7 protein-coding genes and 1 pseudogene are annotated in these 19,904 nt (G+C 47.3%); 1 reads left to right on the forward strand and 7 read right to left on the reverse strand.

All coding sequences use genetic code 11. The annotated features are described in order from the left end of the window. Positions 1–9: 9 nt before the first annotated feature. From KIK04_RS05385 to KIK04_RS05405, 5 genes are all read right to left on the reverse strand, one after another. Positions 10–12,603, reverse strand: coding sequence for a non-ribosomal peptide synthetase (locus KIK04_RS05385; protein ID WP_232277285.1), 12,594 nt, complete (start codon positions 12,601–12,603; stop codon positions 10–12). Positions 12,604–13,329: 726 nt separating this feature from the next. Then, positions 13,330–14,148, reverse strand: coding sequence for a pyruvate, water dikinase regulatory protein (locus KIK04_RS05390; RefSeq protein WP_232277286.1), 819 nt, complete (start codon positions 14,146–14,148; stop codon positions 13,330–13,332). A 17-nt stretch (positions 14,149–14,165) separates the two neighbouring features. Continuing rightward, the gene (locus tag KIK04_RS05395) at positions 14,166–14,795 is read right to left on the reverse strand and encodes a helix-turn-helix transcriptional regulator (RefSeq protein WP_269671022.1); all 630 of its coding nucleotides are present in this window, start codon (positions 14,793–14,795) and stop codon (positions 14,166–14,168) included. 137 nt (positions 14,796–14,932) lie between these two features. Next, positions 14,933–15,895 (reverse strand): hypothetical protein, encoded by a 963-nt coding sequence (locus tag KIK04_RS05400; RefSeq protein ID WP_232277288.1) that lies wholly within the window; start codon positions 15,893–15,895, stop codon positions 14,933–14,935. Beyond that, a complete protein-coding gene (locus KIK04_RS05405) occupies positions 15,885–16,073 on the reverse strand; it encodes a GapA-binding peptide SR1P (protein ID WP_232277289.1) in 189 nt (62 codons plus the stop codon). The genes KIK04_RS05400 and KIK04_RS05405 overlap by 11 nt, the downstream gene beginning before the upstream one ends. A 287-nt stretch (positions 16,074–16,360) precedes the next feature. Between KIK04_RS05405 and glpX the strand changes: the two are divergent. Next, positions 16,361–17,314 (forward strand): annotated as a pseudogene (glpX, locus tag KIK04_RS05410) (class II fructose-bisphosphatase); the annotation flags it as partial. Between the two features lie 458 nt (positions 17,315–17,772). Here glpX and KIK04_RS05415 read toward each other — a convergent pair. Continuing rightward, on the reverse strand, positions 17,773–19,116 hold the full coding sequence (locus KIK04_RS05415; RefSeq protein ID WP_232277290.1) for an ABC transporter permease: 1,344 nt from the start codon (positions 19,114–19,116) through the stop codon (positions 17,773–17,775). Continuing rightward, on the reverse strand, positions 19,104–19,901 hold the full coding sequence (locus tag KIK04_RS05420) for an ABC transporter ATP-binding protein (RefSeq protein ID WP_232277291.1): 798 nt from the start codon (positions 19,899–19,901) through the stop codon (positions 19,104–19,106). Before KIK04_RS05420 ends, KIK04_RS05415 begins: the two co-directional genes overlap by 13 nt. Between the last annotated feature and the right edge of the window lie 3 nt (positions 19,902–19,904).

Consider the following 19,904-nt stretch of genomic DNA (forward strand, 5'->3'; position numbering starts at 1 on the left):
TTATCGCATTTAAAAATTAAAATCAAGCGTGTCGAATACAAGCTCCTCTACTTCTTCTTCCTCTTTACGTAACAAATCATCGAGTAGAATGGTAGGGTGTTGCACGATCTCATTTAACATCGTTACGTAATCAGCCGCAAACTGCTCTATAACATGCGGGCTAAACAGTTTTTTGCAATATTCCCATGACCCACGAAGCTCATCCTCATAAACACTGATAGATAAGGTCAAATCAAACTTAGCTACGTATTCATCATGAATATAAGGACTTATGGCTAGCGATTCGAGTTCAAGTTGCTTCTGCTCTATATTGTCCAACGTAAACGCGACATCAAATAACGGATTACGGCTTAAATCACGCGTCACGTTCAATTTTTCGACCAACTCATCAAATGAGTACTCTTGATGTTGAAACGCCTGCAACGTTCTGTCTTTAACTTCCAGCACATAATCGCTGAACGTCTTGACGTTGCTCGGATAGTTGCGCAGCACTACCGTATTTACAAACATCCCAATCAGCGGCTCCAGCTCGGCGGACAATCTACCCGCAACTGGAGTTCCGACAATGATATCTTCCTGGTTGCTATGTTTGGAGAGCAGAACGGTATAGGCAGCCAGCATCACCATATACAGCGTACATCCGTGTCTCTCCGCTAGGCGCTTCAACTGATCGGCTACAGCAGACTCAATAGGAAAGATATGCTCTGCCCCTTCATAGCTGCGCACATCAGGTCTTGGATAGGCTAGCCGTAAATTCAGCACAGGCAGTTCGCCCGCAAATTGTTGCAGCCAGAACTGCTCTTGCTGCTTATAGGCTTCGCTTTGCATGCGTTGCCGCTCCCAGACGGCAAAGTCTTTGTATTGAATGCGCAGCGGTTGCAGCGATAAGCTTGCATTCCCACTATATAGGTGCATAACCTCTTGTACTAAATTGTTCGAGGATACACCGTCAGAAACGATGTGGTGAATGTCAAACAGTAAAATAAATCGTTCAGGCCCAAGCTCTATTAATCCAACACGCAGCAGTGGTGCCTGCTCAAGGTCGAACGGACGAATAAAGCGGCGAACGAGTTCGGCTTCCTCGCCATCTTGTGCCTTCATCATCTCCATGGCAAAGCTCACATCATTCTGAACTCGCTGCACAATTTCGCCTTCTACCATATCGAATTGCGTTCGCAGCGTTTCATGACGCACAATGAGCTGGCGGAACGATTGTTCTAACCGCTCCTGATCGAGGGCACCCTCTAGCCACATCACGCCAGGCATGTTGTAGCTCAGTTCTCCACCATTCACTTGGCTTAAAATGTACAGCCGCTTCTGTGCAGAGGACACCGGATAGAAATCTCTAGGTTCCACGATTGGAATCGAGTGATCATCCTCCTGCTCCATCGTGCTGATCAACTGGGCCAGCTGCTCAATCGTTACAAACTTGAATACGTCATACAGCGGCACTGTTCGGTTTAATCGCTGCTTAATCGCCGTCACCAATCGAACTGCTTTTAAGGAGTGTCCACCTATTTCAAAAAAGTTATCTTGGACTCCGATGTTCGATATACCAAGTACCTCTTGCCAAATGTGCGCCAACTGCATTTCCACCTCACTGCGAGGTGCCACATAGGCAGTGCCTGTCTGTATGCTTCCTTCTGGAGCAGGCAAAGCCTTACGGTCTATTTTGCCGTTCGGCGTAAGCGGCATCTGTTCCAGCTGTACGAAGTAGGACGGGATCATATAGCTTGGCACTTCCTTGGCCAGCGCAGCTCGCAGCTCATTCACGCTAAGCCCTGCGCTTGAACCCTCACCACGCACTTCGCCAAGCACTTCGCGAGAGCCCTCGCCGGACTCTTCGCCAGACCCTTCACCGGACCTTTCGCCAGACCCCGCAAGCCCGCTCACAGTCGCCGCAGCTTCACTTCGGCTGTCCGCTACAAAGTACGCGCACAAATATTTCTGACCGTTCTCGTCATCCCGAGCAACGACAATCGTTTCCTTCACCGCTGCCACATTCAGCAGGCTCGCTTCGATTTCGCCAATCTCGATGCGATAGCCGCGTATTTTCACCTGATGATCGATTCGACCCAAATATTCAATCGTTCCATCCGGTAACCATTTAGCTAAATCGCCCGTACGATAACATCTTTCGCTCGGTCGGAACGGATTCACGCCGAATTTCTCCGCCGTCAAATCATCTCGACCCACATAGCCGCGACCTACACAATCCCCTGCAATGTACAGCTCCCCAACTACGCCAATCGGCTGTACATGCCCTCGATCCGACAAGATATGAATCGTCGTGTTCGCAATCGGGCGGCCGATCGTAGGCACGCCAACTTGTACCTCATTCGGCGCAATCGTCAACGTCGTCGCAACATGCGTCTCCGACGGGCCATAGTGATTGTGCAAGTGAACTTGATTGTGGCGTAAGAAACTCGCCAGCGCCTCCGGTATGACCAGTTGCTCCCCTGCCGTGATAATATGCTGCACACACGTCGGGAAGCGTTCAGCCAACCCGTCCTCCATAAATAAGAACTTCGTCAGCGCCGTCGGCAGCAACACCACATCAATCTGCCAACGCTCGATAAAGGCCATGAGATAAGCAACATCTTTCTTCGCTTCCTCATCAATGATGTATAGACTACCGCCAGCTGCCAGCGTCGAGAACAGCTCCAAGTAGCACATATCGAAGCTACTCGTAAAATACTGCATCACGTGCTGATCATACGGAATATTCGTATCCCGATATTGGAACTCCAACAAATTGACCATGTTGCGGTGCTCCAACATGACACCCTTCGGCGTTCCAGTCGTTCCCGACGTATAAATGATATACAACGGATCATCCGCTTCGCCCACCGACACCCATCCAGCCGCTTCTGTCGAAGCTCCTGCACGACGTGCTGTTTCGGCACCATGAGCCGAACGTGCTGCCGTAGACAAATCCTTCGCAGCCGCACCATCCACAGCATCATTCACAGCGCCATTCACAGTGCCATCCACAGTAAATCCTTGCTCTTGCCCTTGCTGCAATACCTCATACACATCAAGCAGCTCAACATCTCTAAATTCCGTTCGCAAACGATCCAACTGCTTCGTTTCCGTGACAAGCAGTCGAATGCCGCTGTTGCTCATCATGTACTGAATCCGATCGAACGGATACTGCGGATCGATCGGCACAAAGCAGCCGCCCGCCTTCAAAATGCCCCAAATTCCGGCGACCATTTCCGGTGAACGCTCCGCCATCACACCGACATAGCTGCCACGCTCCACGCCGCGAACTTGCAGTACCCGAGCCACTTCGTTCGCCCGTTCGTTCAGCTCCCGATACGTCCACTGCACAGGCTCACCTGCTCGCTCACCGACTACCGCTATCCGGTCCGGCGTACGCGCCACCTGCTCTTCGAACAGCTGGTGCATCGTCTTGTCCCGCGAATAAGATGCTGCCGTGCCGTTGAACACATCCAGCAGCTGCTCTTTCTCTGCTGACGTGATCAGCTCCAGCTCATTGAACGGAACGAGCGGGTTGCGCACGATTTGTTCCATCACATGTACAAATTGCTTCTGAATGCGTGCAATGCTCGCTTGATCGTATACTCGCGCATCGTACCCAAACGAGACGCTTATCGATTCACCAGGTACGACGATTAAAGTCAACGCATAGTTCGTTTGTTCCGCCGCTTCTACGTTCGAAATCGTAAAGCTAGCAGCACCACCGCCACCCAATTGCTCGATTTGTTCGCCTACCGGGTAGTTTTCGAACACGATAATATGATCGATCAGTTGCTGCTTTTGTTCAGTCAGCGTCTGAATTTCATAGAGCGGATAATAGTCATATCGATTCGATGCCAATGCCTCTTCCTGCACTCTCTGCATCACCGTAGCGAACGATTCATCCGTCTCATTGCGAACGCGAACCGGAATCGTATTAATGAACAGCCCGATCATCGTCTCGACACCCGAAATTTCCGACGGTCTGCCTGAGACAACACTGCCAAACACGACATCGTTATTTCCACAGTACTTTTGCAACATAACTCCCCAAGCCGTTTGCATCAGCGTATTAATCGTCACCTGATACTGTTTCGCAGTCTGTTGCATTTGCTCCGTTAAGGACGGATCAAAAGTACACGTCAACTCCTCCAGAACAAAAGCCTGCTCTGCCTGTCCCGTATGCTGTACAGCTGTTTGGGAAAGTGTTGTTTGCTGGTCATATCCGGCCAAATAGTCGCTCCAATAGCGAGCTGCATCTTCATCCGCTTGACGATCTAACCATTCAATATAGTGACTATAAGGGGTTACCGGAGCGAACTTAGGCTGTTGCTGCTCTACTAAAGCAAAGTAACCACTGAACACTTCTTGAGTGACTAGCGACATGCACCAACCATCCATTAAAATGTGATGGAAACTCCACACAAAGCAGTAGTCTTCCTCACCCATCCGCAAAATCGACACACGCATCAACGCATCCTCAGCCAAATTAAATCCTTGTTCCTTATCCCGCTGAATAAAGCTTGCCACGTATTCCGCTTGCTCCTGCTCCGCTAACTCGCGCAAATCCTCTACATAGAAGCCAATCTTTTTGTGCCGATACACAATTTGCAACGGCTGCCCCTGCCAGTCGCCATAAAAGTTAGTTCTAAAAATTTGATGTCTTTCAGCTAGCAGTGCCAGACTCATTTCGAACTTATCCAGATGTAGTTGACCACGCAGGTCAAACATAGCTTGTTCAAAATAAGCAGCAGATCGTGCATCAATCAAACTGTGGAACAGCATGCCTTTTTGCATCGGCGTTAAGACATATACGTTCTCCAGTTCGCCAACCACTTCGGTTTGCTCAACAAGCTGTGCCAATTGATTCACCGTCAGCCCCTTTAAAGAGACGTCGCTTGGTGTCAGCTCTGGCTTCTGTTTTTGTACACAATGTACAATTACCGCTTGCAAGCATTCATCGAGCAGCTTCGCCAAACGCTCCATCGTTTCCTTGACATAGTGCTTGCTGTTGTAGCTGATCGTAAGCGAAAGGCGTCCGTCTGTAACTTGTCCGTTAATATCCAACACATAACTGCTAGCCATATGCTCACTTACGGATTGACCCGTAGAAAATGGCGATACTTGAATGGCGTGTTGCTGCAAATCTTGATCAAACTGACCTAAATAGTTGAAACTCACTTCAGGTGCTGCATTAAATACCAACCCATTCCGCGCTGGCAGATCGGACAAATACTTAAGCAGTCCATAGCCGATGCCTTTGTACGGAATTTGACGTAAGCGCTCTTTGGTCGCTTTAATCGTTAACGCCATATCCTGCTCTGCGTCTGACTCTAATACGATCGGATACTGGCTCGTAAACCAACCAACTGTACGTGTAATATCGATGTCAGGAATAATCGACTCTCTACCATGCCCTTCCAAGTTGACCAGCACGGTGTCGATGTCAGCCCATGCATGCAGCGCTCTGCTTAAAGCAGCTAATAACAAATCATTCACTTCCGTGTTATACGCGCGATTCGCCTGCCTTAACAGTTGGTCCGTCTCCTGCTCCGTCCATTGGACCGTTATCGTTTCGCTTGTACCTGTGAGCGAGCGTTCCGCAGCCGCATCTCTAGGCAGAGGAATAGGTTGTACTTCCTCAATCTGCTTCCAATAATCAAATTCTCGTTCAAGCCCCTCGTTGTTGGCATATGCATACAACTGTTTCGCCCACGCTTGGAACGAATCTGTTTTGGCTGGCAACACCATTTCATCACCGTTTACAGCCTGTTCATATCCATTAGAAAGATCTTCTAACAATATTCTCCAAGAAACGCCATCAATGACTAAATGATGAATGGCGATTAACAAATGATCACCATCTGGGCATTGGAACAGCCCTAGCTTTACGAGTGGCCCTTTACTTAAATGTATACTCCTTTGAATCTCGGTCGCTTTTGCTTCGACTGCTTGCTTGCAGTCTTTTTCATGACTGAAATCAACGACCTCAAGGGTGTATAACTCACTTTCATCAACACGTTGATTCCAAGCGTTCCAAGCGTTCCCAGTCCCCGCTTCCTCGTCAGCTCCAGCCACAGCACTACCTGTATTGCCCTTGCCCGTGCTGCTTGTATCGCTGAATACGATACGCAGCGCATCGTGATGCTCCGCTAGTCGCTTCATCACTTTGTGCAATGCCCCTTCATCAAAGCGCTGCGCTCGATACAGCATGATCGCTTGATTAAAATGATGGGCCTCGGAAAATGATTGGGCGAAGAACCAGTGCTGAATTGGCGTTAGTTTCACTTCTCCAATCACTTCACTTTGATCGGCAATCGCGATAACGGCTTGGACGTGTACACTTAACTGTTCAATCGTTGGGTACTTGAACAAATTTTTCATTTCTAGCTTAAAGCCCGCTTGAAACAATCGCGATGAAACTTGAATGGCTTTAATCGAATCCCCGCCAAGCTCAAAGAAATTGTGGCGAATGCCTACGTTTTGTACACCTAATACATCCTGCCAAATGGACACTAAAGCTTGCTCCGCCTCTGTACGAGGAGCCGCATAATCCGTTCCAATCGGCACATCTCCTTCAGGGGCAGGCAGCGCCTTCCGGTCAACCTTGCCATTCGGTGTAAGCGGCATTTGCTCCAACTGAACAAAATAAGAAGGAACCATGTAGTTAGGCAGTTCTTGTGACAAATAGTGTCTAAGTTCACTGACCGTTAACGTTTGAGTCGCTACCACATAAGCGCATAAATGCTTATGTCCCGCTTCGTTTTCTTGCGCGATAACAGTCGCTTCTTGCACAGCGGGCAACTTCGTTAATTGAGCTTCAATTTCGGTAAGCTCAATGCGATAACCGCGAATTTTAACTTGCTCATCGATTCGCCCCTTGTATTCCAACGTGCCGTCGTGCCGCCAGCGCACGACATCGCCTGTGCGATAGCAACGCTCTTCTGGTCGGAAGGAGCTAGCAACGAACTTCTCTGCCGTCAGTTCGGGATTGTTTAAATAACCTCGAGCTACGCCATCTCCGCCTACCCATAACTCACCCCAGACTCCAATCGGCTGCAAGCCCATCCATTTGTCGACAACGTAAGCCGTCGAGTTATGAATAGGTCCTCCAATCGGAACTGCGTCTGACTGTTCGCTATGAATCGAATACGTCGTTGAAAAAGTTGTGTTTTCTGTCGGTCCATACCCATTCACGATGGTGAGCGATGGATGATGCTCTAATGCCCGATTAATGTGGTTCACGGATAGCACATCTCCACCGACGATCAGTGTTTGTAATGGGCCAAAGAGACTGTGATCCTGTTGTAGCAGCTGATTGAACAATGGTGACGTTAGCCACATCGTCGTAATGTGATCGTTATGAATCGCTTGTTTCAAACGATTAGCATCTAAAATCACATCATTGGACACCAGATGGAGTTGTCCACCATTTAACAGCGCTCCCCATATTTCAAATGTCGAAGCATCAAACACCACCGAACCTGTTTGTAAAATACGCGTCTGCTCATTCAAATCTACATAATTCGTATTTTTGACGAGACGGACTACATTACGATGCTCCACCATGACGCCTTTTGGTTTGCCTGTCGTTCCAGATGTATAGATAACATAGGCTAAGTGGGATGGATTCACGGTTGATGTGGACATCAACGTAGACGCTGGTGTCGACTGCTGTTCAAGCTGATTAGCGATCGGATTTGAACTCGTTTCATGGCATGTATATTCATTTTCAGCATTCAAATTCAAGATTGTACCCGCATAAGACACGTGCGCCATACTTGCTTGCAAATCATGCTGGACAAGTAATATCTTTGCCCCGCTATCATCCAACATATAGCTGATCCGTTCGATAGGATAATTCGGATCGATTGGTACATAGGCTCCGCCAGCTTTCAAGATGGCTAGCATACCGATAACCATTTCCAAAGAACGATCAACGAGTAATCCGATACATTGATCCGCCTGCACCCCTTCAGCTTGCAGATGCTGGGCAAGTCGGTTCGCTTTATCGTTCAGCTCTTCATAAGTGAGCTGCTTCTTGTTACATACAACGGCCACTTGATTAGGATTGAGCTGCACCTGCTCATCAAACAACTGATGAATGGTCTTCTCTCGTGAATACTCCGCAGCCGTAGCATTAAAAGTGTCACAAATTTGCACTTGCTCCGTCAGCGTCATCATATTGAGACTGGCAATTGCAGCTTGTGGGTCGTGTACGATTGCATCGATAAGCTGGCTAAAGTGTCCCGCTATCCGTTGGATCGTTTCTGGCGTGTACAGAGCCGTACAATATTCCAGTCTGCACGCCATTCCGTTTGGTTGTTCAACGATTTCTAACGTTAAATCGAATTTGGAAACGGGATGCTCCTTCGGATAAGGCTTAAAGCTCAAGCCGTCAATTTCAAAGTTCGTTTGCTCTGTATTTTGCAATACGAATACCGTGTCAAACAACGCATTGCGGCTAGCATCACGCTGCAAGCGGAGCTTCTCAACTAGCTCTTCTAACGGATACGCTTGATGCTCATATGCTTGCAGTGCCTTCTCCTTCACCTCGTGTAAGTAATCACCAAATGGTTTCTCCCCCGTGATCAGATGACGGATGGCCAACGTATTGACGAACATGCCGATAATAGGTTCCAAATCTGTATGCTGCCTGCCCGTAATAGGAGTGCCGACGACGATATCTTCTTGGCCGGTATATTTATGTAGTAGGGTTGTGTATGCGGCTAGTAACACGATGTATAGAGTCGTACCTGATTGCAGAGCAAGCTGTTGTAAAGCCTCCGTTTGCAACTGGCTTAGCGAAAAACTATACGTATCGCCTGCAAAGCTCCGAGTCGTAGGCCGACTAAAGTCGATCGGCATTTCAAGCACAGGCAATTCACCTTGGAACATATCCAGCCAATAAGCTTCACTTTGACGCATATGTTCACTAGCGATACCTGCTTGCTGCCAAGCTGCGTAATCTTTGTACTGAATACGGAGAGGCAATACTTCCTCACCGCCATATAGCTGCGAAAACTCCTGAATCACAATGTTGATCGAAATACCGTCCGAGACGATGTGATGCATGTCAAACAATAACAGATGATGATCATGAGCGAGTTCAAGCAGCCCGATCCGGATCAACGGTGCTTCGTGTAAATGGAATACGCGCACAAAGTCCTGAATACGCTCTTCGACTTCTTCAGCGCGCACTTGTGCATACTCTACCCGAAATTCAACCTCGCTCCGTATACGTTGAATCGGCTCCCCGTTCTCAAGCGCGAATTCCGTGCGCAGCGTTTCATGGCGTGCGATCAGCTTCGCAAATGCGTCATGGACCCGTTGTCGATCCAAAGGACCTTCAACCGTTATTACGCCTGGCATATTGTAGCTGAGTTCTCCACCTTCAAGTTGACTCAACAAATATAACCGTTTTTGTGCAGAAGACAGGGAATACGTGTCGCGCTCAGCAACGATCGGAATCGCAGTCTCCCCTTGCTGTTGCACGCGTTCGAGTACGTCAGCCAACTGTTCAATCGTTGGATACTGGAATATGTCACGTAACAACACATTTTTGTTCATTTGCTTCGAAATTTTAGCGATCAACGACGTAGCTCGTAAAGAATGTCCGCCAATTTCGAAAAAGTTATCGTGTATGCCAATAGGTGATATATGAAGCACCTCTTGCCATATTTGGGCCAGCTGAGCTTCTCGTTCATTGCGAGGTGCAACATAGTCATTTCCTGTATCCATGCTGCCATCAGGAATAGGTAGCGACTTGCGGTCAACCTTACCATTCGGAGTCAGCGGCAATCTCTCTAGCTGGACAAAGTAAGACGGAATCATATATCCCGGAAGATCTTGAGACAGTTCGCCTCGCAGCTTTCCTGCTGATAGTCGTTCATCCGCTACAAAGTAGGCACACAGTACCTTCTGCTCATTGTCATCATCTATAGCCACAACGATCGCTTCTTGCAGCGATTTATTTTTTAACAGCTGATGCTCGATTTCTCCAAGCTCAACTCGGTTGCCGCGTATTTTTACTTGATGATCGATGCGGCCCGCATATTCGATATTTCCGTCTGGCAGCCATTTTGCTAAATCGCCCGTTCTGTACATGCGCCCATTTGGTACAAAAGGATCTTTGACGAACTTATCTGCCGTCATTTCTGGGCGATTCAAGTATCCTCTACCCGTTCCGCTACCGCCAATATACAGTTCACCTAATTGTCCGATTGGCTGAATGTCCAACTGTTCATTTAAAATGTACATTCTTACATTGGGCAATGGTTGCCCGATTGGCAGACTACGATTGGCAAGTGGCGTTGTCGTCTCAAAATAACAAGAATCGATACACGCTTCCGTAACACCGTAGCTGTTAATGACTCGCATCTGCGAACCGTATCTGGCTACAATACGATTGAATGCTTGCGGCGGACAAAGATCCGAACCGATAATTAATGTCTTTAAAAAGTGAATATCACGCTTATTCTCATCTATATCATCCATCAACGGTATGATCAAAGCTGGCGTAGACTCAAAAATATTAATTTGATATCGCTGCATTAATTCGTAAATTTGCACAGGGTCTATTCTAGCTTCACTTGGGCAAACGATCAGTTGCCCTCCATTCAGCAGGGCGCGTATGTAGTCACCCGTAAATACGTCAAATGAGAAGCTCGCCCATTGCAACAGCCGAACGTCGCCTTCTGACAAGCGATACGCTTCCGTCCATGCCTGTCCGATTGCGGCCACTTGTTGATGCTCAATCATAACCCCTTTGGGATTGCCAGTCGTACCCGACGTATAAATGACGTATGCTAAATGCTGTGGTTCAGTAACCGGTTGTAAATTCGAACCGTTCTCATGGTAAGATGCTGCGTCATCAAGTACGATAAGCTGCTCCGAAAACGGGATTCGCTCCTGAAGATGACGCTGCACGAGCACAATATTCGCTCCCGAATCATCCAACATATAACGAACACGATCTTCTGGGTAATCAGGATCGATCGGAACATAAGCTCCTCCAGCCTTCAAAATGCCGAAAATACCGACGAACATCTCTAAAGAACGTTCCGTCATAATACCGACTAATTGATCTGGCTTTACACCTTGCGTTCTTAACGTGCGTGCAAGCTGATTCGCCTTCTCATTTAGTTCCCGATAAGTCAATTGGCCGTTATTGAACGTTACCGCTATCTGTTCCGGCGTACGTTCCACCTGTGCTTCAAATCGCTGATGAATCGTACTTTCTTGTTGATCCGCTTCTGCTACGTGGTTAAATACGTTTAATATTTTATTTTTTTCCGCTTCGTTCAATAGAGAAAGGGAGCTAATTTTTTGTTCGGGATATTGAATCATTTGTCTAATAATCGTAAATAAGTGGTCAATGATTTGCGATATTTCCTGTGGTTCAAACAGTTCCGTTCGATAATCAAAATTAATCTCAATCTGTTGGTCATCCAACGCTTCTACAACATCGATATCAAAATCGTTAACGATTTCCCCATTAGAGTCATATTCAAACTGAAGATTAATTCCTTCTATGTACTGCCAACTAACTGTGCGATATTGGAGTGCAACCCCGAATAGTCCTTGAATGTCTTTGTTGTGATGAATTTCTTTTAGCTCTTGGATTAATTGATTGTAAGGATATCTCTGATGACGTAAGATCGAGGATTGTTCTCTGGATAAGCTTTTCATAAATGCAACACAATCAAGTTCAGGATCAATAACAAAACGAGTCGCTACCGTGCTGACGTACATGCCTATCGTATTTTTCTCTTGCCTCGTTGTTCGATTCGCATAAGTTGTACCAATAGCAACATCGTGTTGACTCGTTGTTTTGTGTAAGTAGAGGTATAACGCAGATAAGAAAAATGTGAATACGCCCAACTGATGCTGTTCGCAAAACTGTTTAACACCTCGATAAATATCATCTTCAACGGTAAAGCTCTTTCTCGTGGCGGCCGTGCTTAAGGTTAGCGGATTGTACGGTTTAATTTCTAACACTTCAGGCATCGTGCTGAATTTGTTCTGCCAGTAGGCTCTATCTTTTTGATAGCGGTTCGATTGTGCATACTCCTGCTCGTCTTGCACAAAGGAGAGATAACTAAATGGTTGTTCTATAGTAGGTGGCGTTCCATTGATGGCTGCAAAATAATGCTGGTTCACTTGATTTGCAGTCAGGACCATAGATGAGCCGTCAGAAATGATATGATGCATTTTTATATTGTACCAATATTGGTCTTCGCTAACTTTAATTACATAAAATCTGTATAATTGAGAATCCACCAATTGAATGGGCTGTCGAATATAGGTTTGCAGCCATTGATTCGCAGCAGCCTCTTGCCCAGATTGAGAAAAATCGATAAATTCGATTTGATACTCACTCTCTTTATCTACGTATTGTCGCGGCTCCCCATCAACAGTCATTATTTTTATCCAAAATGCATCGTTTAGTTGTATCGTCGCTTGTATAGCCTGCCGGAGTAATTCTACATCAATGGGTCCTATCATTCTTACCGTTCCAGAGACGGTACAAATGTTGCGGTTCGGATACAGCATTTCGGTATACCAAATACGTAATTGAGGTTGTGTCAGTGGAAGCAAGTGAACAGTTTCCACACTCATATGAATCCAGCTCCTTGGTGAATATGAATTTGTCGTAATCGGTTATTGAGTGTAAAAAAGCGTGAGGGTAAGGTCTAGGTAGTAAAAATAAGTAGTAAGGAGGCGTGCTACGCCTTAATCAACAGTGGTAGTAGATGCAGTAGATGAAGGTTCTAAAAAAATAATATTTCACTAGTTTCATAAATAGTATCACATACACTATTTTACAATTTCAACCCCCCTTTCGATATTATTCTACATTGTCGATCATATTTTAACAAACATTTAGATAGCTGTGTTATAAAAATTGAATTTAAAAATAAAATTTTAATAATAAAATAAAGTTAGGTATTAAAGTTAACAAATTGCTAATTAACGAGATTGAAATAAATTCGGTTACATATGTAAAAAATCGCTCCTCTTTAGAGCGAAGGGTTAAGTATCCTTAGGAGGTTACTTTAAACTAAAATGCATAAATATTATTTTATATTGAAATTTTAGAATAATAATATTTAAGTTTTAAACTTATCCAAGTTGGAGTATCGATTCCTTTTATTGTGTTATATTCGACATTTTTTGCATACCCAACAGAGCGGAATTGAGCCTATAAATATCGTCGAAAAAGTAATATTCCACCATTCATTCCCATAACAAATGTATTATTTGGCCTATTTTGAATATTTGGATATACAAAAAAGGCTAACCACCCGTAAATAATTACAGATGGTTAGCCTAGTAGAAACCTAATTATGATGGCAGCAAGCGTAAAATAATGTTCGCCGTCTCTTCAATCGCTTTATCTGACACATCGATCACGTGACAGTTCCACTTGTCGGCAAGCGTCTGCGCATAATCCAGCTCTTCGCGAATGCGATCAGCTGATGTGTACGCAGAGCCGTTCGGGAGACCGAGCGCCTTCAGCCGTTCGGCACGAATGCGCAGCAAGTGCTCTTCCTGCATCGTTAGCACGAAGATGCGGTCTCCTGAAATTTGGTACAGCTCTTGCGGGGGCTTAACTTCCGGCACGAGCGGGAAGTTAGCCACCTTGTATCCTTTATGGCTTAGGAACATGCTAAGCGGCGTCTTCGAAGTACGCGACACGCCAACGAGCACAATATCGGCATCTAAAATCGCCGTCGTATCCCGGCCATCATCGCATTTAACGGTGAACTCAATCGCTTCCATCCGGCGGAAGTAATCTTCATCCATTTCATGCAGCAGCCCTGGACGGCTTTGCGGTGAATCATTGAAGGTATCGATGTAGGCTTGCATCATCGGCCCCATAAGGTCGACAGCGCGTACGCCTAGACGAATCGCTTCCTCCCTCATCATTTCTCTGAGCTCGGGTTGGACAAGCGTGTAGACGACAAAGCCGCCGTCTTGGTTAACTTGCTCCATGACGGCGCGTATTTCATCCTCATGCTTCATATGGCTAACACGGCGTATTTTAACTTCGTGTCCTTGAAATTGTCTGACCGTCGCTTTAACGACGCTTTCGGCCGTATCGCCTACTGAATCTGAACATATCGTAATCACATGCGGAGAAGCTTGCCCCAATCCTTCCATTAAGGATCCCCTTTCTTTTACCATCCCTTCATTTGACGAAGGAACACTTTCAGAATCGTCGTCTTCGTAATCCGTCCAACCACTTCTAATTTTTCTGATTTGGCATCGCTCGAATGCGGGATAACGACAGGTAATGTGTCAATATCATGCTCGTCCAGCTTTTTAGCCGCATCATAAATAGAATCCTCTGGTCGAGCATTCACAATTGGCGTTCTTGTCATGACGAAGCTAATCGGCATCGAACCTGCCATCGCGTTGCCTAAGGTTACCTTCAATAAATCTTTACGTGACACTAAGCCAAGCAGCATTCCTTCTTCATCCGCCACAATTAAACTGCCGACATTCTCCAAAAACAAAGCTACCACTGCATCTTGTACCGTGGAAGTCTCCCTCACAATAATCGGCATAGACTGCACATCTTGAACACGGATATCCAGCGCTTGCGGGAACGCATTGCGGGAACTTTTTCCTGGGAAATAACCGACCTTCGGCTTCGCACTCAACACGCCGAGCATAACAAGTACAGACAAATCTGAACGTATCGTTGGACGGCTTACGCCCAATTGCTCAGCTATTTGTTCGCCAGTTACGGGCGCATGGCGCTCCACTAACTGCATAATCTCCATTTGACGCGGTGTTAGTTGTATGGCTCAAACCTCCTAACTGCAAACTTCCTTAAAGTTATCGTTATTATCATATTACTGCAAGGATGCCGCACAACACAACGTCTTGAAGGTGCTCATCCACAAAATGAACACCTTCAAGTCGCCATTCAACTGTATGATTATACGTAGCAGATCATATCTGCTGCGCTCACTTCGTTCATCACATCGTGCAAAGCGTCTGTCCCCACATCTTCTGGGCGAATCCATGCCCCAACAGGAGGGAGCGTGCAATTGTCTTGGCCTAGCACTTGCTCAGCTGCCATCCGAATCCATGCCAACTTCTCTCCCCAGCCAAGCGGGGTTGATGCCGCATAAGGCAGCATGACCGTTATGGTAACTTCTTTACCCTCTTGGCGCACGCGCAGCAACGCACGAAATAACGCCTCAGCCTGCAAATCGGTCCATTCTGGAATTGCATTCGCTAAGCGGTGTAAATACGGCTCCCCCGCTTGCATCCATTGGTGCCATTCCTTAATACGATTAAATTGCTGCATCAGTCGGTTCAACTCATCGGAAACGTCTGTTTCGGGAGAACCATCATCCCACCTTTGTAGCGCCTCCATACGTGTTTCAAGCTCTGGCAGACGAGGCAACACGTCCGTTATAGGTAAATCAGCTAACACGACATATAAATGTGAAGTCGGATTCACTTGTACATACCGCAACAAATGCTCATAGGCACCTGTCATTAGCGGAAGCAACTTCCGCAAAGCTTTATGACGTGCTCTATCGTGTTCAGCTAGCATCGTATCTGCGATCAGTTTGCGACGCTGCGGCGTTAGCCAAGCAGACTGATCCAACTGTAAAAAGATATGCTGCGCGCCATGTTCTAATACGGCTTGCAACTGCTCCTCTTGTGTACACCAATGATAAATACGTGCAGATGAATCCGGTTCTAACGATTGGCTTCTTTCCCATATCGAAATGGAATGAAGCGGCGAAGACGGCACTAGACATACGGGAACAACTGGTGCAGCATTCAACAACATCTCTTGGTCGGATGTTTGGTTAATAAGGTTATTCGTTATGCCGTCGAGCAGGACAATATCCTCCTCGCGTGCTCGCAATGCGTTAGCTCTCAATCGCCTGTACCTCACTTTCTACACCATGCTGATCGTAATGATAATGCTCCGTGCACTCGCATGCGCGGCTGTCCATGTAGTAGACCATAAACCGATCCGTATCTTGTTCGCCAATGATTTGATTGCAGCGCTTACACAAAATGACTCCTAACAGTTGTTTACGTTGAATATGTTCCATCTCACATCCACCTCTTCTTAAAAAATGTGGGGTATCCGCAAATACAAATGGTTCGTTTAGAAGTCGTCGGTGCAATTATGCTATATCATTTTCGGTAATAATGGACTCATTGCTCATGCGATACCTTATAAATATGACTTTGTGATATAACGTATTCGTTAAACAGTTCGTCTGTTTGTGCTTTTTACAGATTGCTTTTCCATATTATATATCATATTATTAATTATGACGCAATATTTAACCGTAAATAATACACCATATATAAAGACGATGGAGGTTAACGAACGATGGATAGACAATTAAGCTTAGAGTGCGTTCGGGTTACAGAGGCAGCGGCGCTAGCTGCTTCGCGCTGGATTGGTCGAGGAAATAAGGACGAAGCTGATGGAGCAGCCACACGCATAATGCGCCATATGTTTCGCAGCGTGCCAATTCGTGGTTCCGTCGTCATTGGCGAAGGGGAAATGGATGAATCACCGATGCTGTACATCGGTGAGCACGTCGGTTCTGGCGAAGGTTCGGAAGCAGACGTAGCGGTAGATCCTGTAGAAGGAACCGAGCTTGTTGCAAAAGGGTTAAACGGTGCTCTCACCGTTCTTGCTGTGGCTGATCGCGGTCAATTGCTGCATGCACCGGATATGTACATGCAGAAGCTTGCGTGCGGGCCACAGCTGCGGGGCCAACTGCATCTCGATGACCCGCTTGATGTTACGGTAGCTAAAGCGGCTCGGATTTTAAACCGTCCTCTTTCAGATATAACGGTATCCATACTGGATCGCGAACGCCATGCGGAGCAAATTGCCGTGCTGCGCTCTACAGGAGCTCGCTTGAAGCTGCTAAATGCAGGCGATGTTGCGGGTGCCATGGCAACGGCGTTCCCTGAGTCGGGTGTTGATCTATACGTAGGGTCCGGCGGAGCACCGGAAGGCGTGTTAGCCGCTGCTGCTCTGCGCTGCCTTGGCGGTGAGCTGCAAGGCAGACTGATGCCAGCTAACGAGGAGGAATGGGCGCGCTGCCTGTCCATGGGCATCCATGAGCCGGATCGCAGATTGACGACTGAGGATTTAAGCGGAACAGGCGATGTATTGTTCGCGGCTACTGGCATCACGCCTGGCGATGTGCTGCAAGGGGTTCGCATTATGCAAGGACATTATGCGGAAACACATTCCATCGTATTGCGTTCGAAGACAGGTACTGTACGCTTCGTACGCACCTTGCATCGACTCGATGCTGAGACACAATACGCATTGAACGCTGACGATCAGGCTGGCGATCTTGAGCACCATAGCCCGACTTACGACGATGGTCAAGCGGCCTGGATTACGGGCGACAACGAGCCAAGCGACCCGTTAAGCAATCCGTTGCGCAATCCGTTAAACCATCAGCTCGGCAATCCGTTGAATCACCAGTTAAGCGGTCAATTAAGTCATGCTGTACATTCACAATTGAGCGCTCCATTGCACAACGCTAATGTACTCAACCATGAAAATGCCGATGAGCATAAGTCGGGAGCTGTCGGATCATTAGGACATGCCAGCATAAGCACAGGAACTCGGTAAGGTTCGTTAGGATTCGTTAAAGTTCGTTCAGAGCCTACCCGTCGCTTACTCACGCTATAGCAATCACAAACAGACCGCGAACCTCACCATAGCATGTATGGCCGAGGGTCGCGGTCTATTGTAGTGATCGCTCACTTGTATTAATCTTCTCCATCATCACGTTGATGCGTACGACGAAGCCGCAGGCGCATCACGATAACGAATGCTAGCCCAACGACTAACACAACTCCTTTATACTGCCATGTAATCGTACCTATCCAAATAGGTACCGCTAGCACCAATCCGGATAACAAATGAAGCCACGTACTCAAATGCAGCACCGCTCGCTGCCTCATTTGCAGGCTCAATGGATAAATCGTCTGCCACACATCATAACGGTGGTAGGTTGCTAGCGCCTTGATCTGTATGCCGATAATAAGCATAAATAAACCGTATATAACCACACTCCACGTTGAATGCTGGAGCCATAGCATCAAGATGAGGCCAAGGACATTTAAACGGAGTAAAATGCTGACCAGTTCACTGCGCGCAAACGTCTTCGCCAGTAAATAGTGATAAGCGGTTTCCCGCTGAAATGCATAGCGATCTCCAACTTGATTTAACCATGGCCGCGAATATCGTCGCTCCGTCATCGTCGGCAAATCAACAAAGCCGCTAAGCAACAAATAGATGCGGCTCGTATGCATCTCTTCCGCTTGAATGTGCGCTTCCCACGGAAAGCGCAGCGTACGACGTGTTAGCAGCCAGCCTACATAAGCAGCTCCGGCCGCGACCGTGCAGACTATAGCAAGCGGCACACTTAGCCATAGCCAGCATGCGGTCGCACCCCACGCCCAGCCATAACGCAGCACACGGCTCACCTTGCTGTTCGCCGGATCTTCCATATGCCGCTCTTTCCACGCTCCGTAAGCAGCAACAAGCTTAATAAGAATCAATCCCGCCAGCATAACGGCATATCCTTTAGGCTCGATATCACCGCGGTTATATAGTGGCCACAATACACTCCACACGACTAACAGCAGCAGCAAACGCGTACGAAGGCTGTACTTTATACTGCGCTTTAAATACGCGCCTAGTTGCTGTTCACTGCGTAGCAGAAATACGATGTCAGCAGGTTGGAAAAACGTACGATACGCCATATACGCTACCGTTGGCGCTAACAATAGAAGCGATAACTCCCTTACGGGAAAGTCTACTGGAATACGCTCCAAAAAGTTCGCGTAATAGGCCGTTCCCGTTATAAATACGAAGGCAAACAATACGGCTACGCCGCTCTGCATGACATAACGTAAATACGGCAGTATCCGTCCCCAAAATTGCCTTACACGCTGCTTCCACAATTGATCCGCATCAAAAGCAGACCACGCTGCCGAGGCCTGTCCAACGGCCGAACGAGCAACCGCTTCCGGATGTTGGCCTGCCTCCGGCTCGTTCAACTCATCTCGCTCAAACCGCTTAACCGACTCTTTTTTCAGCTCTCCCATTTCACGCCACCACCTAAAGCTCCTTCAGCATGCTCATCAGTGCCGACCCATGCGTAGAACAGCTCCTCAATTCGAGCCTCAGCAGGAACGCCTCTTTGCGCAGTAAATTGCGCTTGCATCTCTTCCACCGTGCCGCTCGAAATGACGCGGCCTTGATGAAGCAGCACAAACCGATCACAATAATGCTCGATTGTAGACAAAATGTGCGAGCTCACGAGCAGTGCCGCACCATCTTCTTTCACGCTGCTCATATATCGCAGCAGCGAGCGAATGCCTAGTGGATCAAGCCCTAGAAACGGCTCATCAATAATGTATAAGGGCGGTCGTACCGCAAAAGCGCCCATTAGCATCGTCTTCTGCTTCATCCCTTTAGACAAATGCTGCGCCGCCTTGTCCAAATGCTGCTCCATATGAAAGATAGCGGCAAGCTGCTCCACCCGCTGCTCAAACACGTCGCGTGGCACACCATACGCCGTTGCCGTCCATACTAAATGCTCGCGAACGGTTAGCGCATCATACAGCAAAGGCGACTCTGGAACATACGCCAACGAGGCACGATACGCTTCTGTCGCTTCAGCTACTGTGCTGCCGCCGAGTTGTACCTTCCCTTTATGTGGCTCCATTAAGCCTAAAATATGCTTCATTGTCGTACTCTTGCCCGCACCATTCAAGCCTATAAGGCCAACCATCTCACCCGGTCGGACATCAAAAGTTACATCATGCAACACAGGTCGACCGATACTGTAACCACCTGTTAAATGTTGTACTTGTAATAATTCGCTCATAAT

This window comes from Paenibacillus sp. 481, assembly GCF_021223605.1.
Lineage (GTDB): Bacteria > Bacillota > Bacilli > Paenibacillales > Paenibacillaceae > Paenibacillus_B.